This is a genomic window from Lactococcus muris, assembly GCF_042849115.1.
Taxonomy (GTDB): Bacteria; Bacillota; Bacilli; order Lactobacillales; family Streptococcaceae; genus Lactococcus; species Lactococcus muris.
On sequence record NZ_BAAFQO010000009.1, the window covers coordinates 1 to 26,060 of the forward strand.

Here is a 26,060-nt window from a genome sequence, read left to right on the forward strand (position 1 = left end):
AGTAGTCGTGGACACGCCCGCCGACATTGATGTCCACTTCATTCAACCGGTCATTGATGGCCCGTTGGTTGAAGGCTTGGAAGGCGAAGGTGCCGCCTACTGCGAGTAACAAGAGCGACAGGAGTGCAAGGTTGCGCAGCCGCCGCTGTTTTTTCTTTTCTGGTGTCATAAACTCCTCCTTTGGCGTAACATTTACTTTTGGATTTTCATTACAACTACATTTCTAATGTTACGTTTACTTTCTGAGTCTATAGTATAAAAAAAAAAAGGTCAAATGAAATGAGTGTTTGATGAGAAAAGCGAGGAGGGCTTTCACTTGGACTTGTTTTCAGCTTCCGTAACCAGCGCCTGAAAAGCGGACAAAAAAGAAGCTCTTGCCTGAGCTAGAGCTTCTTCACTTAATCTCACCACTTTTTACTTAGCTTTCGCCGCTTCAACATCACGCGCAATAACAAGTTCTTCGTCAGTTGGAATAACAAAGACCTTAACACGCGACTCTGGCGTTGACAGTTCACCTTCAAAGCCAAAAACATTCTTAGAAAAATCAACATCAATGCCAAACCATGACAGTCCTTTTAAGACAGCTTCACGTACAGGAGCAGAGTTTTCACCTACACCTGCTGTAAATACAATCGCATCTGCACCATTCAACACAGCTAAGTATTGTCCTATAAATTTTTGTATACGGTCCACATACATCTCAAAGGCCAAACTTGCATCTGCATCTCCTGCATCACGTGCAGCAATGATTTCACGCATATCTGAAGACAAGCCCGATACACCAAGCAAGCCTGACTCTTTATTCATCATATCGACAACGTCTTGAGCATCTTTGAGTGAATCATCGTTGGCAATAAGGTAAGGGAAAACAGAAGGATCCATATCGCCTGTACGTGTTCCCATCATTATCCCTGCTAATGGTGTGAAGCCCATTGAGGTATCCATTGACTCGCCACCCTTAACAGCAGTGATAGAACCACCATTTCCGATGTGTGCAGTGATAATTTTTGTATCCTTAATATCCTTGCCCAACATTTTTGCAGCTTCCTGTGCCACAAACATGTGTGAAGTTCCGTGTGCCCCGTATTTACGCACGGCATTTTCAGTGTAATATTTTTTAGGCAAAGGATAACGGAAAGCTTTTTCAGGCATTGTTGTGTGGAAAGCCGTATCAAACACAGCTACAGCTGTAGCATCAGGCAGGAGTTCCAAGAAGGCCTTGATTCCTGCTGCATTTGCTGGATTGTGCAGTGGAGCAAGCGGCGACAGTTCCTCTATTTGTTGCACAACTTCTTGGTTAATCAAAGTAGATTTTTTAAAAATTTCTCCACCAGCAACCACACGGTGTCCCACTCCCGTGATTTCAGTAAATTCTTCAACAATGTGGAGACGCTTCAAATCTTCAAGCAAAATATGAACGGCTTGTGTGTGGTCTACAATATCAAGTACCCGCTCTTCTTTTTGGTCTCCAAACTTTACAGTTGTAACTGAATCTTTTAAGCCAATACGTTCAATCAAACCTTTGGCAAGAACTTTTTCTTCAGGCATCTCATACATTTGCCATTTCATTGATGATGAACCAGCGTTAACTGCAAGCGTTTTTGTCATTTTATTTGTTCCTTCTTCTTTCAATTCTCCCTTAAATTATATCACAAAACCAAATTGAAGGCAGTGACTGGCTAAGAGTTTTTGGTCAAATCTTGACATTTTTCACAAACTCAGACATAAATTCTTGTAAAACAGAAGGGTCTGCTAAGTCGGTCAACGGATAGACAAAAGTAGGTGTGTGCAGCTGCTTTTTGCTGAGTAGATAAATCGATTTTCCAGCCCCTTTAAACAGCGATGAAGGCAGTGTGATAACTGCTGCGACATGGGCGTTTTCTTTTATCCAGCCTTTCAGGAGCTCTGATTGTGCACTGGTTAAAAGATTATCCGGTGCCAGGAAAAGAGCAAATCCTGTCTCTTTAAGATATTTAAAGGATTGCTCCATCATCAAATGATGGACATAAGTATGCTCTGACTTGTCGTGAACTTGAAAATGGCGCGCGGTTTCATCATCAGGATAATATCCCACCGGAAGATCACTAACCACAAGGTCTACAGCCTCTAATGTTTGGGGTTTCACTGCATCTACTTGCACAAAAGTTGCATCGGTTCCTATCACTTCTGACATAGAAGCAGCCAAATCCAATAATAAGTCATCTATCTCAAAACCGACATAGTCCAACTCTTTCTGCAAATAAACCAGGAGCGTTTCTGCCAAGTTTCCTGTACCTGAGCCAAACTCCAGCACACGTACTTTCCTCTCCTTATGTAGTTCTTCGATAATAAAATTAAAGATGAACCCAATGGAATCTGGTGTTAAAGCGTGATTTGCCTGCATCGGTGCTACACGTGACCCTTGGAGTAAGACAAACTGAAAAAGTTTCTGCCACTCACTCTTTGTAAGATTCATTGAACGAACCTTGTCATTGTTAACTTTTGTAATGTCAGCAAACTCCAAGGCCCCCAGATAAGCTGCATTTTGTTCCACAAAGGCATCATAAAAATCCGTCGTCAGTTCAGCTTGAATCCCCATGATGTTCTCAAGTACAAAACCGAAGGCTTTTTCGATTTTTTCTATATCCATATTACCTCCAAAAAATAGTCTGTCAGAGACAAACTATTTTTTCTATAATTTTTCAATTTCCACAAGTGCCTTAAAAGCAAGCGCTAAAAGGGCAATCACCATTGCAATATCATACAAGGCTGCTCTATGACTGACAGCCTGACCAATTACAACAGCAACGATAAGCACAGCCACTGAGGCAAAGACAAAGATATCTGTACTTCTTCTCACATCCTTAGGCATTAAAAAGATATAGCCCAAGGCAAATAAAACCAAAAGTATCAGATAAAACATGCTTTTCTCCTTATCTTATTTGCTTTTAAAACTGCTTCTCTTCTGAGATTAGAAAGACGTTTCAACTCTATTACTCAGCATTTTTTCTTCTTCGTTGCCTTTTCACGCATTGCTTTGTCAAGAATTTGTTTACGCAAGCGGATGGACTCTGGTGTGACTTCCATGTATTCATCATCACCCAAGAACTCGAGAGATTCTTCAAGTGACAAGATTTTAGAAGCATTGAGCACTGAAGTTGAGTCTTTATTAGATGAACGAACGTTTGTTTGTTGCTTAGCTTTTGTAACGTTAACAGTTAGGTCATTATCACGTGAGTGTTCACCAATAATCATACCACCATAAACTTCTGTTCCTGGTTCAACAAAGAGGACGCCGCGTTCTTGTACATAGCCCATAGCATAAGCTGTTACTGTCCCCTGATCCATAGAAATCAAAGCCCCACGACTACGTCCACCGATTGTTCCTTTAACCATTGGCATATATTGGTCAAAGGTGTGGTTCATGATACCATAACCACGTGTCATTGACATAAATTCTGTTGTGAAACCAATCAAACCACGTGCTGGGACTAAGAAGACCAAACGGGCTTGACCGTTACCAGTGATTTCCATATCCAACATATCCCCTTTACGTTCTGAAAGGGCTTGGATGATTGAACCTTGATATTCTTCAGGTGTGTCGATACGTACACGTTCAAATGGTTCGCACTCTACGCCGTCGATTTCTTTAACGATAACTTCTGGACGTGACACTTGAAGTTCATAGCCTTCACGACGCATTGTTTCGATAAGGATAGACAAGTGCAACTCTCCACGGCCTGAAACGATCCATTTATCTGGTGAATCAGTACTTTCAACACGAAGCGAAACGTCTGTTTGAAGTTCTGCTTGCAAACGTTCTTCAACTTTACGTGCAGTTACCCATTTACCTTCGCGTCCTGCGAATGGTGAGTTATTTACAAGGAAAGTCATTTGAAGTGTTGGTTCGTCAATGTGAAGTACTGGCAATGGTTCAACAGCATCTGTCGGTGTAACAGTTTCACCAACGAAGATATCGTCCATACCAGAAACAGCAATCAAGTCCCCTGCTTTTGCTTCTGTGATTTCTTGACGTTCAAGCCCAAAGAAACCAAAAAGTTTTGTGACACGGAAGTTCTTCGTTGAACCATCAAGTTTAGACAAGGTTACATTGTCGCCTACTTTGATCGTTCCACGGAAGACACGTCCGATACCAATACGACCCACGAAATCATTGTAGTCCAAAAGAGAAACTTGGAATTGCAAGGGTTCGTCAGAGTTATCGATAGGCGCTGGAATGTGTTCGATGATTGTGTTGAAGATTGGATCCATCGTTGCTTCTTGATCTGCTGGATCATCGCTCAATGAAGATGAACCGTTAATTGCTGAAGCATAAACTACTGGGAAATCCAATTGATCATCGTCTGCACCAAGTTCGATGAAAAGTTCCAAAACTTCATCAACAACTTCTTGTGGACGTGCAGATGGTTTATCGATTTTGTTCACGACAACGATTGGTGTCAAGTTTTGATCCAAAGCTTTTTTCAATACAAAACGTGTTTGAGGCATTGTACCTTCATAAGCATCCACGACAAGAACAACGCCGTCAACCATCTTCATGATACGTTCTACTTCACCACCGAAGTCCGCGTGCCCTGGTGTGTCCAAGATGTTAATGCGTGTGTCGCCATATTCTACGGCTGTATTTTTAGCAAGGATTGTAATCCCACGTTCTTGTTCAAGAGCGTTGGAGTCCATCGCGCGTTCAGCGAGGTTTGTACGGGCATCAAGCGTTTGAGATTGTTTAAGCAACTCATCAACCAAAGTTGTTTTACCATGGTCGACGTGGGCAATAATCGCAACGTTTCTGATGTTTTCGCGTAATTTAGTCAATTTATTTCTACCTATTCTTTCGAAAATTTCCTGCGGAAATCGTATCTCCACAGCTTGAACGCTAGCTTTCATGGGCGCCCAAACAATATATCAGACTTATTATAGCACACTTTTAGGCAAAGGCGAAAATGCACGCGTTTACAAGTTTTAGAGAGAAAAGTCATGCTCCTCCCCTTATAAATTTGTCCCCTTTCTTTGAAAAAAATCATGGCTAAATACACACCGAATGTTAGAGAGAAAAATTCCTCCCAACACTTGAAAACCGCTTACAGTTAAGGTAAAATAGAGAGATGAGAACACTTTACGATGTACAAGAAATGTTAAAAAAATATGGGTTTATTAATTTCATGACCAATCGCTTAGATGCGATTTATTTTATGCAACAAGAACTCTCCCAAATGGCTGAGCAAGGTATTTTCGAGAAAAGTGATGAGGACTACCTTACAGCTCAACTTATTTTACGTCGTGAAGAAAGAATTGAGGAGGATAAACGAAATGGCTAACAAAATTATTGGTGTTGATCTCGGTGGAACGTCCATCAAGTTTGGGATTTTGACACTTGAAGGTGAGGTACAAGATAAGTGGGCTATCCCGACAAATATCTTGAATGACGGAAAGCACATCGTCCCTGATATTATCGAATCCATCAACCACCGCTTGGAACTTTACAACTTGGATAAATCAGACTTCGTCGGTATTGGTATGGGAACGCCTGGTACAGTTGATATTGAAGCTGCTACTGTCCGTGGTGCATACAATCTAAACTGGGAAGATGTCCAAGAAGTTGGAGTCCCAATCAGCCAAGGTGTTGGACTACCTTTTATCCTTGATAATGATGCAAATGTTGCTGCTTTAGGCGAACGCTGGGTTGGTGCTGGCGAAAATCAACCCGATGTTGTCTTTATCACCTTAGGAACTGGTGTTGGTGGCGGTATTGTTGCCGATGGTGCTCTCCTCCACGGTATTGTAGGCGCCGCTGGGGAAATCGGACATATCGTTGTAGAACCCCATAACGGCTTTGCTTGTACATGTGGAAACTATGGCTGCCTTGAGACGGTAACTTCTGCAACTGGTATTGTACGTCTCGCAAGAAAATTCGCTGAAGAATACGAAGGCGACAGCCAAATTAAAGCAAGTATTGACAACGGTGACGAAGTAACTTCTAAAGACATCTTTATTGCAGCTGAGGCTGGCGATGCCTTTTCATTGAGTGTCGTTGATAAGTTTGCTTACTATCTTGGCTTTGCTTGCGCAAATCTTGGAAGCACACTTAATCCTGCTGCTATCGTTATCGGGGGTGGAGTATCTGCTGCTGGCGAATTTCTTCGCGCCAAAGTAGAAGCAAACTTCAAAAAATACTCTTTCCCAACTGTACGTGAATCAACAAAAATAAAACTTGCTGAACTGGGGAATGATGCTGGTATTATCGGCGCAGCAAGTCTCGCTTTAAAATTTAAAAAATAATCTTAGGAGAAAACAAATGCTTTGGGTCATTAACTTTATACTTTTAGCTATCATCATCGTCTTTTTCATCTATCCACGTTGGACACTTAAGCGTAATGCTAAAGTTGTGGAACAGCTTGAATTTGAACGCTTGATGGCAACATCACAACTTATTGATATACGCGAGATTTCAGAATTTCGTGTAAAGCATATCCTCAGCGCGCGTAATTTACCAGCCTCACAGATGGAGCAGAGCCTAAACGCTATCAATAAAAAGAAACCCGTCTTGCTCTATGAAAATGGCAAACCACTTGCCTCAGTCAAGGTCGCTAAGCAACTCAAAAAAGCTGGTGTCCCTGAAATTTATATCCTCAAAGATGGGCTTAACAACTGGACAGGGAAAATAAAAAAAGGATAACGAAAAGAACCTTAAAAACTAAGGTTCTTTTTATTATCCAAGCTCTGCTTCAAGCATCCAGATTGTTTTCTCAACATCGCCTAGTGCAACTGTATAAAGGTCAACTGTAACTGCATCTCCTTCAGCTTCAGCCACGTCCATACCTTCTTGGAAAAGTTTCGCCAAGTACTTATAGGCATTCAAAACTTCTTGCAAACGTTCAGACATTGACTTGTCCCAAGTTGCAGGATGAAGCTCAATTTTTGACTTTTCATCAAATTCTTTAAGTGTTGAAACAGGTGAACCACCGATAGTGATTAAACGTTCTGCAAACTCATCTAAATGATCGTTCAGTCCATCCATGAACTCGTCCATTTTAGGGTGCAATGTTAAGAAGCCAGAACCACGCATATACCAGTGAGTTTGGTGAATAAGCGCTGCTGCTTTAGATAAATCTGCAACTGTTTGATTCAAAACTTCTTGTGTTTTTTCCTTTGACATAGTAACCTCCAATTTTTTATTTCTACTATAATTATATAAAAATATAGCCAAGTAATCCAATAATAGAACCGCACATATCGTATAGATATTGGTACAATTGTCAAGAGGATTTACAGCACTTTAAAGCATAAGACAGAGCCTCTTATTCCCTATAAATTAGAGCTTGACTGCTTGTCCCTAATCCAATCTTTGAACTATCCATTGCGGAAGATATGTGCCAAAAACGCAAGCAAATATAGGAGCTGTAGAAGAACTTCACCAAATGGATACTTTTAGACCGTACAATGGATAACCAAGCGGCTATTTACAATTCTACTGCCACTCTTTCGTTTTCTACAATAACATGTTAGCTTGCCAAACAGAAGGGAAGGTGGGGACTAGCACTTTTTGCCTCCATATGCTGATACCGCTGCTTAAGCACTTTGTATTTTTGAGACCTTTATTCCAGCTGCCCTTGGCGGGTACAGTTTTATTTATATTTTTTAACTACTTTTTAAACCACTATCTCTTATTTTAATTCTTTGGTGAATTTTTTCGCTTTTTTACGTCTTCATAAGTATGCTTGTATTTTTCATTTTTACAGTGGGTTGCAGTGTTGGCTCTTTTCTAGGATTGGTCACCGACCGCTGGTATTCAAAGGATTCCATTATCTGGGGACGTTCTCGCTGTAACAGTTGTCAAAGGGTACTGACATGGAAGCAGTTAGTCCCTTTGTTTTCTCAACTCATTTTTAAAAGCCGCTGTTTCTATTGCCAAGCCCGTTTTTCTTATAGCTATTTTTTTCTAGAATTTTTGACAGGGGTTTTATTTGTAGCCGCATGGTTTGATTTAGATTTTTTACATTTTTGGACCTTGCTCCTTAGCTTGCTTCTAAGCAAGTTTGATATTGATTCTTTTTCTTACCCTTTGAGTCTCGGGCTATTTTTTGCCGGAATATTTTTCTTATGCTTTCCCTCAAATGCTTGGACGTATTTTTGGCTGGGCCTTGCCTACTTTTCTTATTTTTTCGACATCAAAATCGGTGCTGGAGATTTTCTCTGGCTTTTTCTCGCATCATTTTCGCTTTCACTAAATCAGCTGCTTTCTTTGATTCAAATTGCGTGTATACTTGGACTCTGCTTCTTATTGATCAAAAAAGAACGAAAATTACCCTTTATTCCTTTTCTTAGTCTGGCATATCTAATCGTAATTCTTCTGCCCCAAATCCAGTAAGCGTCACACCCAGAAGGCGAACTCCTAGGGTATCATCATAGTCAATTTCCTCAAGTAAATCTTGAGCAACAAGTGCCAAAGCTTCTGCTTCACTCAGTTTCTCAGAAAGTTTTTTTCTTTTTGTTAAAGTTCGAAAGTCTGAATAACGCAACTTTAAAACGACTGTATCTCCTTTAAGATGATGTTTTTTAAGACTGTCTGCAACGCGTTCTGATAGATTGATGAGCTCTTGCTTTACATCTTCAATCTGATAAAGTAATTTGCCATAGGTTTTCTCTTTTCCTACAGACTTACGCTGGCGGCTAGTAACTACTGCCGAATCATGGATACCATTTGCTTTTTGAAAAAGTTTCCATCCGTAAAGACCAAAGCGTTCTGCTAAAACTAAAGGATCTGCTGCCTGTATGTCTGCTCCTGTAAATATGCCCATCTCATGCAGCTTCATTTCGGTTGCCTTGCCTACTCCATGAAATTTTTCAACTGGAAGGTCTGCTAAAAACTTTTTAGCATCTTTAGGCATGATAACCGTCAGACCGTGTGGCTTTTCATAATCCGAAGCAATCTTTGCTAAGAACTTATTGTAAGAAACTCCTGCCGAACAGGTCAAGCCAAGCTCAACAAAGATATCATGTTGAATAAGCTTGGCGATTTTTATTGCACTTGTTGATCCTATCTTGTTCTCAGTTACATCTAGATAAGCTTCATCGATAGAAGCAGCTTCAATTTCATCCGTATAACGCCTAAAAATTTCACGCACCTGTTCGGAAACTGCACGGTATTTTTCATAATTTCCACTAATAAAAATAGCCTGTGGACAGAGATCGTAAGCTTCCTTGGCACTCATTGCCGAATGAATACCAAAAGCTCTTGCTTCATAAGAACAAGTTGAAACAACACCTCGTCCTCCTGTCTGTAAAGGGCTCCGAGCAATAACAACAGGTTTTCCTTTCAAGCTTGGATTATCACGAATTTCCACCGATGCAAAAAAGGCATCCATATCAATATGGATGATTTTACGTGAAATGTCATTAATCAGTGGAAAAGTTAACATGTTTTCATTATATCATAGACAGTCCGAGGGGAAGTTACTTCCAAACTGACATGGAAATTCCAAAATAATTCCCCACAATCCTTAATAAGCAGATAGAAAAACTAACGCAATGGCAAAGCAAAAAGACAGATTTATCCAATACCACTACATGTACCATAGCAAGGGCATCATGAACTTCCCTTTTCCATAGGGGAACTTTTTCAGATAAAAGCCCAGACATGCATTAAAAAGACCAGACTCTCTTCTTCAAAGATCTGGTCTTAAGACTTTATTAATTTAAGAGCAGCGCTCTATCCTTTTACGCTTATTTAGCCTTTGTATAAAGTTCGTTTACCTTATCCCAGTTAATCAGGCTGAAGAAAGCTTCAATATAATCTGGACGAACGTTGCGGTACTTCAAGTAATAAGCATGTTCCCAAACGTCAAGACCAAGCACCGGAATTTGACCGTCAGAAATTGGATTGTCTTGGTTTGCTGTAGAAACAACTTTAAGTTTACCATAGTCAAGAACCAACCAAGCCCAGCCGGAACCGAAACGACCTGTGGCAGCAGCCTTAAATTCAGCTTTAAAGTTGTCAAATGAGCCGAAAGCTTCATCAATTGCTGCAGCAATGTCGCCCGTTGGCGCACCACCTGCGTTTGGAGCTAACCATTCCCAGAACATTGTGTGATTAAGATGCCCACCACCATTATTGCGTACTGCAGTACGAATATCTTCTGGTAAACTGTCCAAATAAGCCACTAATTCTCCAACAGTTTTATCAAAAAATTCAGGGTGCTTCTCGATGGCTGCATTAAGATTATTTACATAAGTTTGGTGATGTTTATCATGATGCAGATGCATTGTTTCTTCATCAAAGAAAGGTTCCAAAGCATCGTATGCGTAAGGTAATTCTGGAAGTGTGTAAGCCATAATATTCTCCTTAAATGTTAATATACTCTATATTATAAAGAAATAAGAACCGTTTACAAAATTATCTGCTTATCTTTTCTTTCTTCAAGAAAATGCCTCAAGGATTGATTATAGATAAATTCGACCTGTGATAGATCATTGAACTGACGGGCGCCAACTAAAGTATAGAGTTTCACCAGCTCATCTTTCCACTGACTAAACAGTTCATCCAAGGCCTGAGAACCTTCATCCTTAAGCACAGACAGGACATATCCGGCAGAGCTTACGAGAGAGGCCCCAAAAAGCTGTGCTGCAAGAATATCCATTGAAGAAGACACAGCTCCCGTAGCAATTAAGGGCTTATTATTTTTGGCCAGTCGGGCTTCTACGAGACTTTCTGGTCCCGTGAAACCGTAATGGTCTAAGTTTAGAGTAGTTTGGCCTCGCTCACGTTCAATCCAAGCAAAGTTCGTTCCTCCTTTGCCGCCAATATTAATTCCTGCTACAGCTGTCTGACTGAGTTGCTTGAACATTTTTTGGCTCATACCAAAGCCTACTTCTTTGACTACAACAGGAACTCCTAAGTTTTCAGCAATACCGTTGATATTTTCAAGCCAGTAAAAAGAACGATCTCCTTCACTGTCTTTCATGACTAACTCTTGGCCAGTATTGATATGGATTTCTAAAGCATCAGCAGAGAGCATCTCGACAGCTTTTTGAGCGTTTTCCAATGAATGCCCTGCGCCTATGTTCGCAAAAATAAAGCCTTGAGGGTTATGCTGACGCACTTGACGAAAGCCTTCCGCCAACTCAGGGTATTTAAGGGCAATAGACTGTGAGCCAACAGCCATAGCAAGCTTTTGACTGGCAGCTATTTCGGCAAGCTCTAAGTTAATCCTGTTTCCCATTTTTGAGCCGCCTGTCATAGCTTCTATGTAAAAAGGAAATTCAAACTGATGTCCAAAGAGAGTCAGAGATAAATCCACTTCTTCTGTGGAAATTTCAGGCAAACCATTCGGAACCAAGCGTAGAGCAGATGAAAATTCAGAATGGTTTCGCCCTTCCTTCCAGTATTTTAAGGCAAGTGACAAATGCTCATCTTTACGATGACTATGTATTTCTTTACTCATTTATTTTTCCTATCCTTGCTTTTTCAAGCTTCATCCCTTCTGCTTCAAGGACAGCACCCAATTCAGCTATATTCTCCTCATGTTCTGCAAAGAGAATGATATTTTCACCAAAACCAGCACCTGAAATTTTCCCAGCCAATTCTGGTTGACTATTAATAATATTTAAGGCCAAGGCAAGTTGATCTGTCATGTAACCCTTGGTCTGGTTATTTATGAGGAGTATCTGATTTTCTAAAAGTTTCTCTTTAAAAAGGGCAAAGTCTTGCATATCAATAGCTGTGCTGATTTCAATGACGAGTTCATCACTTTTTTCAAAGAACTCCTTAGGCCACTTTTGCTTTAGTTTTTCTCCTGTCTTAGAAGATTGATTGGTCTGTACAACATAAGGCTGCCAAGGAATATTTATGGGAAAAACACGTTGATGATTTTCATAAAAGATACTGCCGCCGTACATAATAGCCGCAACATCCCCCCGCGAACCGCTGCCTTGCACATCGTAATGCGCTTGTCCAGCAAGTCTAAAACGCTGTTCAAGTGACAAATTTAAACGAAAAAATTCGTTAAGCGCATTGACGACACCCACCACAACACAGGCTGATGACCCATAGCCTTTTTTGTCTTTTCCAAGACCTAGACCACTCTTGATTTCAAGCTCAAACTCTTCGTTCAGTTTGACTTCCTTTCGCACATACTCAATCGCCGTCATGACAAAATTCCACGGACCTGTTCGTTCAGGCTTGAAATTTTTCATTGAAAAAGTATAGTCTGGTATATCAACATTGGTTCGTAAGAGACTGACTTCTGTCGCTGTTGTGATGCTTACTTGGAAATCACTTTCCAGACTAGTGACCAGCGCCAATCCACCTGGGCGAGTGACCGCATATTCTCCCGCAATAAAAAGCTTTCCAGGAACATCTATCTTATAAGTATTCAAGACCGCCTCCAGCATGTGCGACATCAAAGGTAATTTCTGGGAAATTCGCACGAAATTTTTCTAAAAGTATCTTTTCTGTAGCTTTATCCGTGATAATCTTCACATTTGGTCCGGCATCAATCGTCACAAAAGCTAGAAGTCCTGACTTATAGCATTTTTGCGCAAAGGCAATGATACGCCGCGTATCCTCTGTAAAATAGTCAAAAGGTTCTGCACATGAACGATTTTGCTCATGCATGCCTAAAGCATTGTCTTCCGCAAGGAGACCTATCTTTTCAATATCCGCTTGGCGAATGGCTGCTTTCATTTCTTCCAGTTGACGTGCTGATTTTTCTACCCAAGAACGATAAGTTGGTGCGGTTTGTGCTAGCTGCATGCCTCGTGTTGAAGGCATTTTCTTTTGCGCACTTGAAATCTCTGCTACAAGCATTGACAGTTGGATGTCTTCATCATAAAAACTCTCCGCATAAGAAGAGGCATCATTCTCGCCCTTATTCCAGACTGCAAAATTTCCAAAAAGCGAGCGTGACGCTGATCCAGAGCCACGACGAGCAATGCGAGACATTTCGGTCAAGTCTTCTGACAATTCTAAAAGTCTAAACATTGCACCTGTTAAAGCCGCGAAGCTTGATGCCGATGATGCTAATCCTGCCGCAGTGGGCACATGATTTGTCGAAGTCACTAAGACAGCAGGAAAATCACCATGTTTTGCACGGAGTATGTCTAGGAAATTATGCACCCGTGTCGCATCTGCAGTTTGTCCATTTAAGACCAGCTGATCCTGATCAGCAAATGCAACTGAAGTCGTTGTGTAAAACCTATCCAAAGTCATTGATAAGGAACTCGTTGTTGGGATGTTTAATGGCACGTTCGCTTTACCCCAATATTTAATCAAGGCAATATTCGTATGTGCTCTTACGGTAATTTCATTCATTTTATTTTTCCTCTTGTGGGGATTAATCTCTCCCATTATAACAAAGGTACTGAAATTTAGCCATTTGTTATTTTTCACCTTGTCCCAACTGCCGCAGATTTTAAAGGAAATTTGCAAGTTGCTATGGTTCTCCCCCTTTTTTCTTCTCTTAATAAAGAAAAAAAGAACAGGAAAAAGAATTACGTTCCTCGTGTATAATCAACTGTTCTGATTCGTATATTGTTTTAATTTCTGTTGAATGAGAAAAATATATTGCCCATGTCTACTACTTCACCACTGTAACATTACAAGGGGCATGGTTAACAACATAGGCTGTAGTTGAACCTAAGGTCATTCGCTCAAAATAATTTGCACCTGTAGCTCCCATGACAATCAAATCACTTTTCTGCTCTGTCGCAAATTCTACAATCTGTTTTTTAGGCAGTCCAACAACCACAAAGATTTGACTTTTGACAGTGTCTTTTACCACATCTAGAGCTTCTTGCACAATCATTTCTGAAGCTCTTGTGTAGCGTTGTTTAGGAATAGGCAAAGCATGACCGTATAATTTCCCGTCATCCTGTACTATCAAAATAGAAATTTCATCCTTATTCGCCTGAGCAATTTCTACTGCTTCACGAAGTGCCTTGTATGCATTTTCTGAGCCATCTACTGGCACCAAAATGTTTTTATATCTTATCATGATACTCCTCCATCGCTCTGCTTATATTATAATGCTTTCTAAGGACAAATGAAAGCGCCACGCTTTTATAAATAAATGTACTTCACCAGTTAGGAAAATCTAAGGACTAAAGGCAATCTCCAAGCTTATAAATAACGTCCCCTTAAAACCTTAAGTCATTTTGAAATAAAAAAACCTTCAGGAAAACCATATTCCTAAAGGTCAATCACATCTTTAGACTTTAAAAAGAGTAAATCCAAGTGTTTTTCGCCCCATTTTTCAAAAGTTTTTGACTGATATGGATGGCATCTTTTTCATTAGAAGCCAAAGCGACCATCACTCCGCCCAAACCAGAACCTGTGAGCTTCGCCCCCAGCGCGCCATTTCTTAGGGCCGTATCCACAAGGGTATCCAAACGAGGGTGCGACACACCGAGAGCCGAGAGATTTTCATGGGCTTGATTCATCACCTGCCCAAATTCCTCCAATTTATTGGTCATCAAAAAATCTTTTGAAGCTTTAGAAAGACTTCCCAGATTCTCAATATATTCTTGAGCTTTTACCCTATTGTCAGATAACTTTTCTCTTACTATACTAATAGCCTGACTTGTAAAACCATGTACTCCTGAGTCTCCGATAACCAAATGGCCTGAAAGCTTCAAGTCAAAAGGTTCCGCCGTTTGCCCCTTGATAAACCAAAGCGGCGACTCCGAATTAACGGTTGCCACATCAATACCCGATGAGCGCCCGTGTGTGATGTTCTCTGAGAAGTTGGCAAAAGATAAAAGTGTCTTATCTGTTAGCTCTGTGTCAAAGAAATCATAAAAAGCACGTGTGATGGCTGTTGCCAAAGCAGCGGATGCCCCCAAACCACGACCAAGAGGGATATTAGAATCTACTTCTAACGAAAAAGGAAGCTTTACAGACTGAAATTTCTCCAATAGGCGTAAAATAAGTTGGCGCACCCCCTCAAATTCGTCTCCCAGCACATCCAATCTACGACGAGATTCATTATTTTCAATGTATTGTCCGTATTTGATAGAAGAAATTGTAACCGTTGTTTTCAAAATCTTGACAGGAAGCGCAATGGCAGGCTGTCCATGGACAACTGAATGCTCTCCAATCAAAATTAATTTAGCATGAGCTGTTCCCGTGCCCATTTTATTTGTAGTCATAACTATAAATTCTCCATTAAGGTACACAAAGGTACTTGACAATTTTATAAAATTTGAGAGTGAAAATCAAGTGGCAATTTCTTTTTAAGAAAATCTGTAGGAGAAATGACGCTCTGTACTTTCTTTTCCTAAATTTTAGAAAAAAAGATATAATGAACCTATGGAAAATTTACGTTTAGCCCTTGAAAACATGGAGATTGTCACTTTGGATGCGGCCGTTAAATACAGTGGTTTAAGCAGAGAAGAAGCTCTTAAATTTATTCTTGACAATCCCCAGCTAAGAATTTTTGATGAGAAAAATCAGCGCTGGATTAATGAAAATGTAGACGGACACTGTTAAGCATAATCAGAGATGCAGAGATAAAAAATTTATCCAAAATAAGAAAAAAATCGCTCAACAAAGCATTATTATATGCCAAATGGAGCGATTTTTTTTTACTTTTTGAAATTTTTTATAAGTTATGATACTGCGCATAAAGCTCTTGACGCACCAAGTTCCGTTCTTTTGCAACTTGTTTAATGGCCACATTCGGCTTTATCCCCTCCTCAACAAGACGAGCAACAGCCTCCAAAGGGGAAGTTTCTTCAACTCCTTCAGTCTCTCCTCTACCGCTAAAACCCGAAACGATAATCAAGCATTCTCCTTTTATCGGTTGTTCTTTCAATGAGAGCAAAATTTCGGAAATTTTTCCACGCCGGTATTCTTCATAGATTTTTGTCAATTCTCTGACCAGAGTCACTTGGCGATTGCCATAAACCTGAAACATATTCTCTAAGGTTTCTGCCACACGATATGGGGATTCATAAAAAATCTGCGTTTCTGGATAAGCCTTCTTCATTTCCAAAAACTTTTTCTGCTCCCCCTTTTTTCGTGGTAAAAAGCCATAAAAAACATGAGGCTGAGGCACCAAACCTGAAGCGATAAGCGCTGTAATACCCGCTGAGGCGCCAGGGAGAGCAATGACATCAATATTTAGCTTAATCGCTTCAACAACCAAGTCATGACCCGGATCCGATATCGAAGGCATGCCTGCATCAGATACCTGAGCCACTGACTTTCCTGCCAAAAGAAAATCCAGAAGCTTGGGAATTTTCTCAAAGGAATTATGTTCATGAAAAGATTCTTGTGCAACTTTAATCTCAAAATGGTTTAAAAGTTTTTGAGTATTGCGCGTGTCCTCACTTGCCACCACGTCCACACTGCGCAATGTTTCTAGCGCACGTAGGGTCATATCCTGCATATTGCCAATGGGCGTGGGCACCAAGTAGAGTTTTCCAGCTTCTTTTTCTCCTTTGAAACTCCTTTGTATATTGATCATCTGTATAACAGCTCCAAACAGTCCAAGCAATTCTCACCATCTTGCAAACGTTCAGCATAATGCAAGTGGCATACATGAAAGCCTTCATTAAAAATTTGAATAAGATTTGGATTAGGCTCATTTTTTGATTTTGAGCTGGCTTTTCCTTCTTTCTTCTCAACATGGGCCAAACGCTCACGTAGCTTCTCATTTTCCATGCGAATTGTCGCATTTTCTCTTAAGGATTCATCAAGCGCATCACGTACTGCTGAAATCTGGCTCAATGTATAAGCTAAACTTTCTTCTAATAGTCCAAGTTGCACATAAATCTCATTCTTATCAATCATTGTTCCCCCCATAAATCACCTAAATCTTAAGACACCTTACATCTCAACCTCTGAAATATCAAACTCTTTTATCGTATGCTCAAGCTGTAGCTTAATTTTATTGTTCAAAATATTCAATCCGATAACTTTTCCTTCACCTTGCGCAGTCGTAATATGCTCACCAAAATCAGGGAAATTTTTTCGTGCTTCCCGGTAAAACTCGTCTTCATAGGACAGGCAACACATCAAACGCCCACAGAGACCATTAAGCTTACTTTGTTTCAAAGATAGGGACTGATTTTTAGCCATCTTAATCGAAACATTAGGAAATTCGTAGATAAATTCAGAACAACACAGCGGACGCCCACAAGGACCAACTCCTCCATAAATTTTTGCAGCATCACGCGCACCGATCTGTCTGAGTTCAATACGTGTACGGAAAGTCGCTGCCAATTCTTTCAGTAACTCTCGGAAATCTACTCTGTTTTCCGACGTAAAAGACACAAAGAGCTGACTCTGGTTTAAATTATAGGCTGCGTTGATGACCTTCATATCGATACCATGAGCAGCAACAATTTGACGAATCTTAGTACATGCTTTTTGCGAAAGTTCCTCCGTTGTTTCAATCAACTCCCTGTCTTCTTCCGTTACTGCACGCACAATCTCTCCCGAAGTGTTCATCTCACTTCCTTCCGGCAATTGCTTTATTACACGCCCATGACATTTTCCTTTTTCATTTTGGATAATGACTTGAGTTCTGGGCATAAGCGCTATGCAGCTACTTACAAAGGCGTTTTGCTCCCCATGCGTAAACTCTATTTTATAAATCATAGTATTTTCTTCCTATTTCAGTACTATATATTCTAAACAAGCTCCAAAGCGAACATTACTTTTCCACATCTTTTCTGCCTGAAAAGTACTTTGAAGCTTTTCAGACAGTTTCTCTTGATTAAACAGTTCTAAGAGCAATGAAAAAATAAGTTTCTGCCTCTCTTTTTCCTCAACATTCTCCACTACACTTGAAAGATAAAGAAAGGCTTCTCTCTGATCGGTTCTTATTAATTTTATCAGCTGTTGTAATTTATTGAGAGTCTCAGTAAACCAGGAGGCTCCTGCTATCTCCTGGGCCTCTTCAACAGAAGTGCAAATTCGTCCAAGCAGCTCTGCCTGTGTTTTTAATATGCCTCTATTTTCAAGAAATTCTTGCATATAAGCACTGTTTTTAGGAAAGCTAAAGACTTGTGCCCGGGACTTCACCGTTGGTAAAATCAAATTTTCGTTTTCTGTCAGCAAAAAAACATGGGTTGCGTTATCTGGCTCTTCAATGGACTTGAGGAGAGCATTCGCCGCATTACTATGCATTTTTTCTGCCTCAGTAATAATCACTACCTTTTGACTCCCCTCAAATCCAGACTGACTAAAAATCTCTGATAAGTCGCGAATCTGACCCGTCTTTATAGTTTGCCCTTCTGGACGAATGATGTGCAAGTCAGTAAACTCTTCCATTGCGACTAACCGACAATGTCGGCACGCTTCACAAGGTAGACCTTTCTTTGGATTTTCACAAAAAATCGCTTGGCTTAACCATATCGCCATATCAAAACTGCCGAAACCACCACTGAATAAATAAGCATGACTCAACTTATGGTTTTGCAAAATATGTTGAAATCTTTTATAAAGCATGGGCTGGATTTCTGCGATTTTCATAGAAACTCCTTAATTTTGAATTTTTATTACAAGAAAAACCTTTTTTTGATAGCTCTTAGCGTATCTGCAACAACTGTATCAATATCTTGACTTGCATCTATTGTGACAAAGCGTTCTGGGTCATGTTGCACAATTTCTAAATAACCTTGTCTTACTTTGCGGTGCATCTCAGCACGCTCCAAGTCAAGGCGGTTCAGCTCATCCGCTCTGTTCCTCATGATGCGCTCCAGTGCAATATTTGTATCAATATCGAAATATAATGTCAAATCTGGTTTAAGACCGTCTGTTGCAAATTCATTAAGCCAATTTACAGGTTCAACACCAAGCGCACGTCCATAACCTTGATAAGCAACTGAAGAATCAATAAAACGATCGACAAGCACAAGTTTCCCTGCTGCAAGAGCAGGGAGCATTTTCGTCTGCATGTGTAGCCGCCTTGCTGCAGCAAATAGCATCAGCTCCGTCTTGCTGTCAATTTCTGTATTTTCTGTGCTGAGAATTATCTTGCGAATTTCTTCTGCCACACGTACTCCGCCTGGTTCACGTGTTGCAAGCACTTCATATCGTGATTTTTCTAGTTCAGGAAGTATCCTTTGTAAAACCGTTGTTTTACCGGCTCCATCCGGTCCTTCCAGACTAATAAGTATTCCATTCATAACTTATATTATAGCAAAAAAGCAGGGAAGTTGCTTTTCTCCAAGTGTCCTATTCACTAAAATCTAGAAACGATTTTTTTTTACTTTTTTGTCTGCAATTTGCTTGAATAGTATCCCAAAGTCTGAATCGTGTGTCAAAGTTCTTATAGATTTCTGTAAAGAGCATTATGACAAAATTTATGCAGAAATTCTTATTTTGTAAACATTTTTTACCATATAAGTTTCTTATTTTACAAATGATTTCGCTTTTGTAAAATTTCTATATTATGGACATCTTTACCTTGCTATACTACTGTAATAATTGTATAATGAGAAAAGCAATTAATATTAAATACATCTAAGCGAAAGGATTATCATGAAAAAAATTCTTGTTGTTGACGACGAAAAGCCAATTTCAGATATTGTTAAATTTAATCTCGTCAAAGAAGGGTATGAAGTAGTCACTGCTTTTGATGGTGAAGAAGCTCTTGAACTCTTTGAATCAGAAAAACCAGACCTTATCTATCTTGATTTGATGTTGCCAAAAATTGATGGCCTTGAAGTTACACGTCAAATCCGTAAGACTTCTGAGGTTCCGATTTTGATGGTTTCTGCCAAAGATACAGAGTTTGATAAAGTTATCGGTCTTGAACTTGGCGCAGATGATTATATTACGAAGCCATTTTCAAACCGTGAATTGCTGGCGCGCATTAAGTCAAACTTGCGGCGAATTACAAACATGCCTGTGGAACAACCCAAAGATTCTAAAAAAGAATTGGTTATTGGTACTTTGCGTATCAATCCTACACACTATGCAGCCTACAAAAATGAGAAGCAGTTAGATCTCACACATCGTGAATTCGAGTTACTTTACTATCTTGCACAGCATCTTGGTGAAGTAATCACACGTGAAACATTACTTGAAACTGTTTGGGGCTATGACTACTTTGGGGATGTCCGTACTGTTGACGTTACCGTTCGTCGCTTGCGTGAAAAAGTTGAAGATACACCAAGCCGCCCACAATACGTGTCTACACGTCGCGGTGTCGGCTACTACATGAGCGAACCACATGAATAAATTCTTTAATTCGATAGTATTGAAAGGAGTAGTGATTCATCTACTTCTTTTTGGCATTTTTGAGATAATGAACAGTACATATTATCTTAGTGATACAAAAGCCCTCTTACTGTTTTTTATTTTTTACATCGTTACTCTGAGCTTGCTTATCTGGTACCTCAGCAATTTAGCTCAGACTGCAAACAAAATTTCCAATCAAGTTGATAATTTTCTAAATAATAACTATGAGAATCTCCAAAAATCAACGGAAAATGATGAACTCTCTACAGCCTATAATAAATTAATCACACTCGGACATGAAATAGAAGATCGGCAAGAACATCTCGAAAATCAAAGAAGCCAGCTTGAAAGCATTTTGACCTACCTTGTCGATGGCGTTATCACAACAGACAGACATGGACATATTAACTTGGCTAACCACGCAGCTCTGAATTTACTTGATCAGTCGAATGAAGGCATCCTCGGAAAAGAACTGATAGAGGTATTAAAAATATCCGACAAATATTCTTTTCATGACTTACTCCAGAAAGAGCCTGAACTGACCTTAAACACTGTAAACTGTGAAGGGGCAAGTGTCATTCTTCGTGTTAATTTCATGCTTTTTCGAAGCGAATCAGGCTTCATCTCTGGTATCATAGCCGTTTTGCATGACACAACTGAACAAGAAAAGACTGAACGTGATCGCCGCCTTTTTGTGTCTAACGTTTCCCATGAATTGCGAACACCTTTAACTTCTGTCAAAGCTTACTTGGAAGCATTAAACGATGGAGCACTCGCTGACCCCAACTTAGCTGCGAGCTTTGTTGACGTCTCTCTCAACGAAACAGACCGTATGATTCGCATGATTGGTGAGCTGCTAGAACTTTCACGCATGGATCAAGACAAAGTCAAACTTCATACTGAAATTATAAACTATGTTGACTTTATCAACTATATTCTTGATCGTTTTGATAAAATCATCGAAAAAAATTATAGAAACTTTAAAATTAAGCGCCAAATACCTCGCCAAGAAATCTGGCTTGAGATTGACACTGATAAGCTCTCACAGGTTATTGACAACATCATTAACAACGCCTTTAAATATTCGCCAAATGGTGGCACTATAACTGTAACGGTATGGTGTAATAACAATAAAGCATTTACCTCTATTGCTGACCAAGGTATAGGGATTCCTAAACCAGCGTTGTCTAAAGTTTTTGATCGCTTTTATCGCGTAGATAATTCTTCTCGAAACAGTCAGATTGGTGGTACTGGCTTAGGACTATCTATTGCCTACGATATCATGAAACTGCACAAAGGCGATATTCAGGTCACTTCTGATGGCAAAAATGGCTCAACTTTCACTCTGTCTTTCCCCTACAGTGATGAAATCAATCAAGAAAATAACGACTGGGAGGATTTTGCTGAATGAGTAAGGAAGCAGCATTTAAATATTCGATTTTAGCCTCTGGAAGTACTGGAAATTCTTTTTACTTAGAAACCCCAAAAAAGAAAATCCTTGTAGATGCCGGACTGTCTGGGAAAAAAATAGAAAGTCTTCTGAAAGAAATTGACCGTGATATCAAGGACATCGACTCCCTTCTCATCACGCATGAACATGGGGATCACATCAAAGGAATTGGGGTTCTTGCTCGAAAATACGGGATTCAACTCTACGCCAACGAACTGACTTGGCAAGAGTTGGACAGTAAAAATTCATTGGGAAAAATCCCGCATGAACAAAAACATGTTTTTGAAATGGGCAAAACTAAAACTTTCGGTGATATTGATGTTGAAAGTTTCGGTGTCAGCCATGATGCTATTGCCCCTCAGTTTTATCGTTTTATGAAAGACAATAAGTCTTTTGTTTTACTGACTGACACAGGTTATGTTAGTGATCGCATACGAGGAACGATTGAAAATGCAGATGCTTATCTCATGGAAAGCAATCATGATATCGAAATCCTGCGTATGGGAGGCTATCCTTGGAAGACAAAGCAACGTATCCTCAGTGATCAAGGGCATTTGTCCAACGAGGACGGTGCTGAAGCAGCCTTTAGGGTTCTAGGAAACAAGACAAAACGTATCTTCCTCGGTCATCTCAGCTTGAACAACAATATTCAAGAATTAGCCCACATGACCATGGACGGCTTTCTTGCTCAACATGACGTGGACACTAAGCGCGATGTACATATCATTGATACTAGTCATGAACATGCAAGCAAGCTCTATGATATTTAAGGTAAAGCTAGTAGTACATATGGCTTTCCTCTAAAGAGGAAACTAAAAAAATCGTTCAGTCACGCCTTTCTTTAGGCTAAGATTGAACGATTTTTTTGCTGATGAATAAGATTAATGGGTTTTATTGGTTGATGATGAGGGCGGGACGAGCACCGCCTTCAGGACCACCCCATGTATTAAGACGGTCGCCACCCATCCAGCCTCCCATGCTGACGATCCAGCCATGTCCTGATGCTCCGGGAGTACGAAGCATCCAATAAGCACCATATGGAGGAATGTGAGGTAGTCTCCGTTCTTGTCTATTACCAAAAAGACGTGTCACATCTGCCACAGATAGAGGAAATGCACGTGGCGTTCCGCCCGGAACAACTCGAGATACATCTGCATCAGCTTCTGGAAAGTCATGCAAATTGGTTGGTCTATTTATAGTCCCATCTGTCCAAGTTACATCCTCATGTGGAATAGCACCTGTCGTAAAAGTATTGGCCACAGGTTGCACCATATTTCTAACCGATGCATCTAGTCCACTATACCATGTGTCAATGAAGCTCTCTTGATTATGAAAACGAGCATTACTAATCACATTGTTCCGAATAATCAGATGATTCCCAGAACCTTGATTCTCCAGATAACGATACTGCTCCCCAGCCATGGTAAAGATACGGCCCGGGCGCATGGTCGAAAAGTCAAAGGCTGCAGGGGCACTGTCTTCGTTAGGCAGTGGGTTCGGGCCGTCATCGTACATCGCTCCGTTCTGGATACCACGGAGAAGGTCTGCCAGCTCCGCATGGTGTTGCTCCCCGTCATTGAGGAACTCCTCATGCTGGTCAGGACTCACCAGTCCACTCTCGACATGAATCCCATAGTAGTAAAAGCCGTTAAAAACCTTGTCCTCAATGGCAGCTGTCATCTCCGCTGCATCAAGCAGGTAAGAGCTGGCTTGCTCACTGTTCAGTCTGTTGGCCCAGTAAGCCCAACCTGTGTTGTGGTCAACCACCCAGAAGTTGCCTATCTTGTCTTCGTTAGGCAAGGTGCTCCACTGGTTCATGGTCATTGGGGCACGGTCTTGGGGAAGGTTCTGGGCGGTGTGGTTGGTCACTTCTTCTCCCGGCCAGATTGGACCACTGTTGTCAAAGTCTTCACCTGCTGACCAGTAAGCATCGGTTCCGTCACCCGGATGTGTCGCGCCGTCTGTGACCGCATCTGTTGCACCGTTCCCTTCGATCCAGTCCCGCGCATGACCTGCCGCTGCTGTTCTCTGGTCGAGGTTGTCATGGTTGAAGGTGGGCATATACCATGGGGCATCTTGACCGGAACGTTCCCAACCAAAGATGAGGTTGGCGTACTGGTCGAAAGCATTTGAGTCATTGGTGTTTTCACGGTCGGTGATGTCGTTTGCGCTGGGAATCCATGTGGTCCAGTTTTCTACATCGTCACGGCTGGTCCCTGCCACTAGGGGCGTGAAGTCCGTTTCGTCACGCTGGCGGGTTTCAAGGAACTCGGACAGGCGTATCCGTGCCATGATAGGCCGCTCCCCGTAGTTTTCCACGAAGACGTCCTTGTTTTCGGTGTCTCGGTTGTAGTAGTCGTGGACACGACCACCGACATTGATGTCCACTTCATTCAACCGGTCATTGATGGCCCGTTGGTTGAAGGCTTGGAAGGCGAAGGTGCCGCCTACCAAGAGCAATAAGAGGGACAGGAGCGCGAGGTTGCGCAGCCGCCGCTGGTTTTTCTTTTCTGGTGTCATAAACTCCTCCTTTGACGTAACCTGTGGTTTAGATTTTCATTACATTTTCATTTCTAATGTTACGTTTACTTTCTGAGTCTATAGTATAAAAAAAAAAAGGTCAAATGAAATGAGTGTTTGATGAGAAAAGGGTGGGTGGCTGGGACTTGACTTTTAGGCATGCGAAAAGAAGCCCCGGTTGGAGCTTCTTGTCTCTATCTTATTGACAGTCTACTGGTCTTTATTTGTTCCCAAGTTCTCTTAAGAGCACAGCAAACTCTTCATCCGTCAAAGTCACACCTTTACCCATCTTTTTATGATCAGGTGACCATTGACGGAGGTCATACTTTGCTTCCATACCATTCCAAGAAACACGGTTAAGTTCTTTTGTCCAGCCTTTAGCATTTTCAGACAGCGTAATAAGATGTTCCTCAATCTCAAATTTTAAATCAGCCATATTTACCTCCTGTAGATTGATACGTAAAAGTATCAAACTTTTCACGCCTAATCTTCGATTAGTTTAATGTCCACGCCGAGGGCTGTCATCTTTTCAATGATACTGTCATAGCCCCGCAGGATAAATTCAATATTTTCGATTGTCGTTGTCCCTTCTGCAATAATACCTGCCAAGACCAATCCAGCGCCCGCACGTAAGTCCGTTGCACGCACACGCGCCCCCTTAAGTGTACTCGGTGCTTCATAAACGATTCGATCATCAACAGTTGAAATAGCAGCACCCATGCGTGCCATTTCCGGCACATGATTGACACGTTTTTCATAGATTGTGTCCATAACCCATCCGCGACCTTTCGCTTTGAGCAAAAGTGGCGTAATGGGTTGCTGTAAATCTGTTGCAAATCCTGGATAAGGTACTGTCTTTATGTTAACAGCCTTCAAGTTTTCAGAGCGATGAACTTCGATAGAGTCTTCGCGAATCGTCATCCGTACACCCATTTCTTCCAGTTTAGCGATAAAAGATTCTAAATGCTCGTAAATCACATTATCAACAATAACACCCTCACCGACAGCTGCAGCTAAGGCCAGATAAGTCCCTGCCTCGATACGATCAGGAATCACTGTATGACGTGCACCATGCATGTCTGCCTTCCCCGTGATACGAATAACATCTGTACCAGCACCCCGAACTTTAGCACCCATATTATTCAGCAAAGTAGCCACATCAATAATTTCTGGTTCACGCGCAGCATTTTCAATAATCGTAACACCTTCTGCTGTACTTGCCGCAAGCATGGTATTGATTGTCGCTCCTACAGACACCATATCCATATAGATAGTTGTGCCATGTAATTTTTCTTCTTTAGCCTCAAGATGCATTGCGTTTTCAAGATAAGACAGCTCTGCTCCTAAAGCTTCAAAAGCTTTAATGTGCAAATCCATCGGACGTGGTCCAAGATCACAGCCTCCCGGTAGACCAACGGTTGCTTTCCCAAAACGTCCAAGCAAGGCACCGTTGAAATAATAAGAAGCACGTAGGGAATTTATCTTACCGTAGGGCAGAGGTTTGGAAACAACATCACGTGTATCGATGGTCAAAACCCCAGCATCAACATCACGCTCAATCTTTGCCCCCATAATCTCCATGATTTCTACCAAGCTCGCAACGTCAGAAATATCAGGAACACCTTCAAGAGTTACAACATCATTGGCTAAAATAGTTGCCGGAATGAGGGCGACAACACTATTTTTAGCTCCAGAAATTGTCACTCTCCCCGAAATACTTCGACCACCATTGATTACTATCTTTTTCATAAATTTATTTACTCTATCACTTATTGTTTTATTTGAGACATGAAATACATGTACCTTCTATTCTATCATTTTTCCTTTCTTTTGGATAGATAAAAAGTGCTCTTTTTCCTTCACATATATCTGCATAAATTGTCTGTCTCTATAGCCATGCCATAT

28 protein-coding genes are annotated in these 26,060 nt (G+C 40.9%); 8 read left to right on the forward strand and 20 right to left on the reverse strand.

All coding sequences use genetic code 11. The annotated features are described in order from the left end of the window. Window positions 1–414 precede the first annotated feature (414 nt). From ACGHCK_RS06370 to typA, 4 genes are all read right to left on the reverse strand, one after another. Window positions 415–1,608 carry an acetate kinase gene (locus ACGHCK_RS06370; protein WP_251423438.1) on the reverse strand — a complete coding sequence of 398 codons (1,194 nt, stop codon included), beginning with the start codon at window positions 1,606–1,608 and terminating at the stop codon, window positions 415–417. Between the two features lie 85 nt (window positions 1,609–1,693). Continuing rightward, the gene (locus tag ACGHCK_RS06375) at window positions 1,694–2,629 is read right to left on the reverse strand and encodes a class I SAM-dependent methyltransferase (RefSeq protein WP_251423441.1); all 936 of its coding nucleotides are present in this window, start codon (window positions 2,627–2,629) and stop codon (window positions 1,694–1,696) included. Between the two features lie 42 nt (window positions 2,630–2,671). Beyond that, complete coding sequence (locus ACGHCK_RS06380; RefSeq protein WP_202231218.1) at window positions 2,672–2,902, reverse strand: DUF3165 family protein; 231 nt, start codon at window positions 2,900–2,902, stop codon at window positions 2,672–2,674. 74 nt (window positions 2,903–2,976) lie between these two features. After that, a complete protein-coding gene (gene typA / locus ACGHCK_RS06385; RefSeq protein WP_271328228.1) occupies window positions 2,977–4,812 on the reverse strand; it encodes a translational GTPase TypA in 1,836 nt (611 codons plus the stop codon). A gap of 290 nt (window positions 4,813–5,102) precedes the next feature. On the opposite strand from typA, the gene ACGHCK_RS06390 reads away from it, so the two are divergent. Genes ACGHCK_RS06390 through ACGHCK_RS06400 form a run of 3 tightly spaced genes read left to right on the forward strand, consistent with a single transcriptional unit; the run spans window position 5,103 to window position 6,673 of the window. After that, a complete protein-coding gene (locus tag ACGHCK_RS06390) occupies window positions 5,103–5,315 on the forward strand; it encodes a YqgQ family protein (RefSeq protein ID WP_202231220.1) in 213 nt (70 codons plus the stop codon). After that, window positions 5,308–6,276, forward strand: coding sequence for an ROK family glucokinase (locus ACGHCK_RS06395; protein WP_202231221.1), 969 nt, complete (start codon window positions 5,308–5,310; stop codon window positions 6,274–6,276). The genes ACGHCK_RS06390 and ACGHCK_RS06395 overlap by 8 nt, the downstream gene beginning before the upstream one ends. A gap of 16 nt (window positions 6,277–6,292) precedes the next feature. Next, window positions 6,293–6,673, forward strand: a complete 381-nt coding sequence (locus ACGHCK_RS06400) for a rhodanese-like domain-containing protein (protein WP_251423447.1) — start codon at window positions 6,293–6,295, stop codon at window positions 6,671–6,673. Window positions 6,674–6,706: 33 nt separating this feature from the next. On the opposite strand, the gene ACGHCK_RS06405 is transcribed toward ACGHCK_RS06400, so the two are convergent. Further along, complete coding sequence (locus ACGHCK_RS06405; RefSeq protein WP_251423450.1) at window positions 6,707–7,153, reverse strand: Dps family protein; 447 nt, start codon at window positions 7,151–7,153, stop codon at window positions 6,707–6,709. Window positions 7,154–7,711: 558 nt separating this feature from the next. Between ACGHCK_RS06405 and ACGHCK_RS06410 the strand changes: the two genes are divergently transcribed. Beyond that, entirely contained in the window at window positions 7,712–8,365 is a 654-nt protein-coding gene (locus tag ACGHCK_RS06410; RefSeq protein WP_202231224.1) for a prepilin peptidase, read from the forward strand. Here the strand turns inward: ACGHCK_RS06410 and dinB are convergent. The 7 genes from dinB to mvk form a co-directional block, all read right to left on the reverse strand. Beyond that, on the reverse strand, window positions 8,319–9,416 hold the full coding sequence (dinB, locus tag ACGHCK_RS06415) for a DNA polymerase IV (RefSeq protein ID WP_202231225.1): 1,098 nt from the start codon (window positions 9,414–9,416) through the stop codon (window positions 8,319–8,321). The two genes, ACGHCK_RS06410 and dinB, sit on opposite strands and share 47 nt — an antisense overlap. Before the next feature lie 304 nt (window positions 9,417–9,720). Next, window positions 9,721–10,329, reverse strand: coding sequence for a superoxide dismutase (locus ACGHCK_RS06420; protein WP_202231226.1), 609 nt, complete (start codon window positions 10,327–10,329; stop codon window positions 9,721–9,723). Window positions 10,330–10,382: 53 nt separating this feature from the next. Then, window positions 10,383–11,438, reverse strand: a complete 1,056-nt coding sequence (fni, locus tag ACGHCK_RS06425; RefSeq protein WP_202231227.1) for a type 2 isopentenyl-diphosphate Delta-isomerase — start codon at window positions 11,436–11,438, stop codon at window positions 10,383–10,385. Beyond that, on the reverse strand, window positions 11,431–12,372 hold the full coding sequence (locus ACGHCK_RS06430; RefSeq protein WP_202231228.1) for a mevalonate kinase family protein: 942 nt from the start codon (window positions 12,370–12,372) through the stop codon (window positions 11,431–11,433). The genes fni and ACGHCK_RS06430 overlap by 8 nt, the downstream gene beginning before the upstream one ends. Further along, entirely contained in the window at window positions 12,359–13,306 is a 948-nt protein-coding gene (gene mvaD, locus ACGHCK_RS06435) for a diphosphomevalonate decarboxylase (RefSeq protein WP_251423459.1), read from the reverse strand. Before mvaD ends, ACGHCK_RS06430 begins: the two co-directional genes overlap by 14 nt. A gap of 265 nt (window positions 13,307–13,571) precedes the next feature. After that, complete coding sequence (locus ACGHCK_RS06440) at window positions 13,572–13,985, reverse strand: universal stress protein (RefSeq protein ID WP_202231240.1); 414 nt, start codon at window positions 13,983–13,985, stop codon at window positions 13,572–13,574. A 223-nt stretch (window positions 13,986–14,208) separates the two neighbouring features. Then, complete coding sequence (gene mvk, locus ACGHCK_RS06445) at window positions 14,209–15,141, reverse strand: mevalonate kinase (RefSeq protein ID WP_202231230.1); 933 nt, start codon at window positions 15,139–15,141, stop codon at window positions 14,209–14,211. A 160-nt stretch (window positions 15,142–15,301) separates the two neighbouring features. Between mvk and ACGHCK_RS06450 the strand changes: the two genes are divergently transcribed. After that, entirely contained in the window at window positions 15,302–15,481 is a 180-nt protein-coding gene (locus ACGHCK_RS06450; protein ID WP_202231231.1) for a hypothetical protein, read from the forward strand. Between the two features lie 112 nt (window positions 15,482–15,593). Here the strand turns inward: ACGHCK_RS06450 and rsmI are convergent, their stop codons facing one another. The 5 genes from rsmI to tmk are packed head-to-tail and all read right to left on the reverse strand — an operon-like array spanning window position 15,594 to window position 19,128. After that, window positions 15,594–16,460, reverse strand: a complete 867-nt coding sequence (gene rsmI / locus ACGHCK_RS06455) for a 16S rRNA (cytidine(1402)-2'-O)-methyltransferase (RefSeq protein ID WP_251423461.1) — start codon at window positions 16,458–16,460, stop codon at window positions 15,594–15,596. Beyond that, entirely contained in the window at window positions 16,457–16,798 is a 342-nt protein-coding gene (locus ACGHCK_RS06460; protein WP_202231233.1) for an initiation control protein YabA, read from the reverse strand. Before ACGHCK_RS06460 ends, rsmI begins: the two co-directional genes overlap by 4 nt. Before the next feature lie 24 nt (window positions 16,799–16,822). After that, window positions 16,823–17,596: a regulatory iron-sulfur-containing complex subunit RicT gene (ricT, locus tag ACGHCK_RS06465; protein ID WP_251423464.1), complete on the reverse strand. Its 774-nt coding sequence runs from the start codon at window positions 17,594–17,596 to the stop codon at window positions 16,823–16,825. Between the two features lie 12 nt (window positions 17,597–17,608). After that, window positions 17,609–18,472 (reverse strand): DNA polymerase III subunit delta', encoded by an 864-nt coding sequence (locus ACGHCK_RS06470; RefSeq protein ID WP_251423467.1) that lies wholly within the window; start codon window positions 18,470–18,472, stop codon window positions 17,609–17,611. Between the two features lie 26 nt (window positions 18,473–18,498). Then, entirely contained in the window at window positions 18,499–19,128 is a 630-nt protein-coding gene (gene tmk, locus ACGHCK_RS06475; protein WP_271328227.1) for a dTMP kinase, read from the reverse strand. Between the two features lie 355 nt (window positions 19,129–19,483). On the opposite strand from tmk, the gene yycF reads away from it, so the two are divergent. Genes yycF through ACGHCK_RS06490 form a run of 3 tightly spaced genes read left to right on the forward strand, consistent with a single transcriptional unit; the run spans window position 19,484 to window position 22,405 of the window. Further along, on the forward strand, window positions 19,484–20,185 hold the full coding sequence (gene yycF, locus ACGHCK_RS06480; protein ID WP_202231237.1) for a response regulator YycF: 702 nt from the start codon (window positions 19,484–19,486) through the stop codon (window positions 20,183–20,185). Then, the gene (locus ACGHCK_RS06485; protein ID WP_251423469.1) at window positions 20,178–21,596 is read left to right on the forward strand and encodes an ATP-binding protein; all 1,419 of its coding nucleotides are present in this window, start codon (window positions 20,178–20,180) and stop codon (window positions 21,594–21,596) included. The genes yycF and ACGHCK_RS06485 overlap by 8 nt, the downstream gene beginning before the upstream one ends. Further along, window positions 21,593–22,405: an MBL fold metallo-hydrolase gene (locus ACGHCK_RS06490; RefSeq protein WP_251423471.1), complete on the forward strand. Its 813-nt coding sequence runs from the start codon at window positions 21,593–21,595 to the stop codon at window positions 22,403–22,405. Before ACGHCK_RS06485 ends, ACGHCK_RS06490 begins: the two co-directional genes overlap by 4 nt. 121 nt (window positions 22,406–22,526) lie before the next feature. Here ACGHCK_RS06490 and ACGHCK_RS06495 read toward each other — a convergent pair whose 3' ends face one another. The 3 genes from ACGHCK_RS06495 to ACGHCK_RS06505 form a co-directional block, all read right to left on the reverse strand. Next, the gene (locus tag ACGHCK_RS06495; RefSeq protein ID WP_271328226.1) at window positions 22,527–24,155 is read right to left on the reverse strand and encodes a hypothetical protein; all 1,629 of its coding nucleotides are present in this window, start codon (window positions 24,153–24,155) and stop codon (window positions 22,527–22,529) included. 220 nt (window positions 24,156–24,375) lie between these two features. Continuing rightward, window positions 24,376–24,591 carry a YdbC family protein gene (locus ACGHCK_RS06500; protein ID WP_202231691.1) on the reverse strand — a complete coding sequence of 72 codons (216 nt, stop codon included), beginning with the start codon at window positions 24,589–24,591 and terminating at the stop codon, window positions 24,376–24,378. Window positions 24,592–24,638: 47 nt separating this feature from the next. Then, complete coding sequence (locus ACGHCK_RS06505) at window positions 24,639–25,904, reverse strand: UDP-N-acetylglucosamine 1-carboxyvinyltransferase (RefSeq protein ID WP_251423876.1); 1,266 nt, start codon at window positions 25,902–25,904, stop codon at window positions 24,639–24,641. Between the last annotated feature and the right edge of the window lie 156 nt (window positions 25,905–26,060).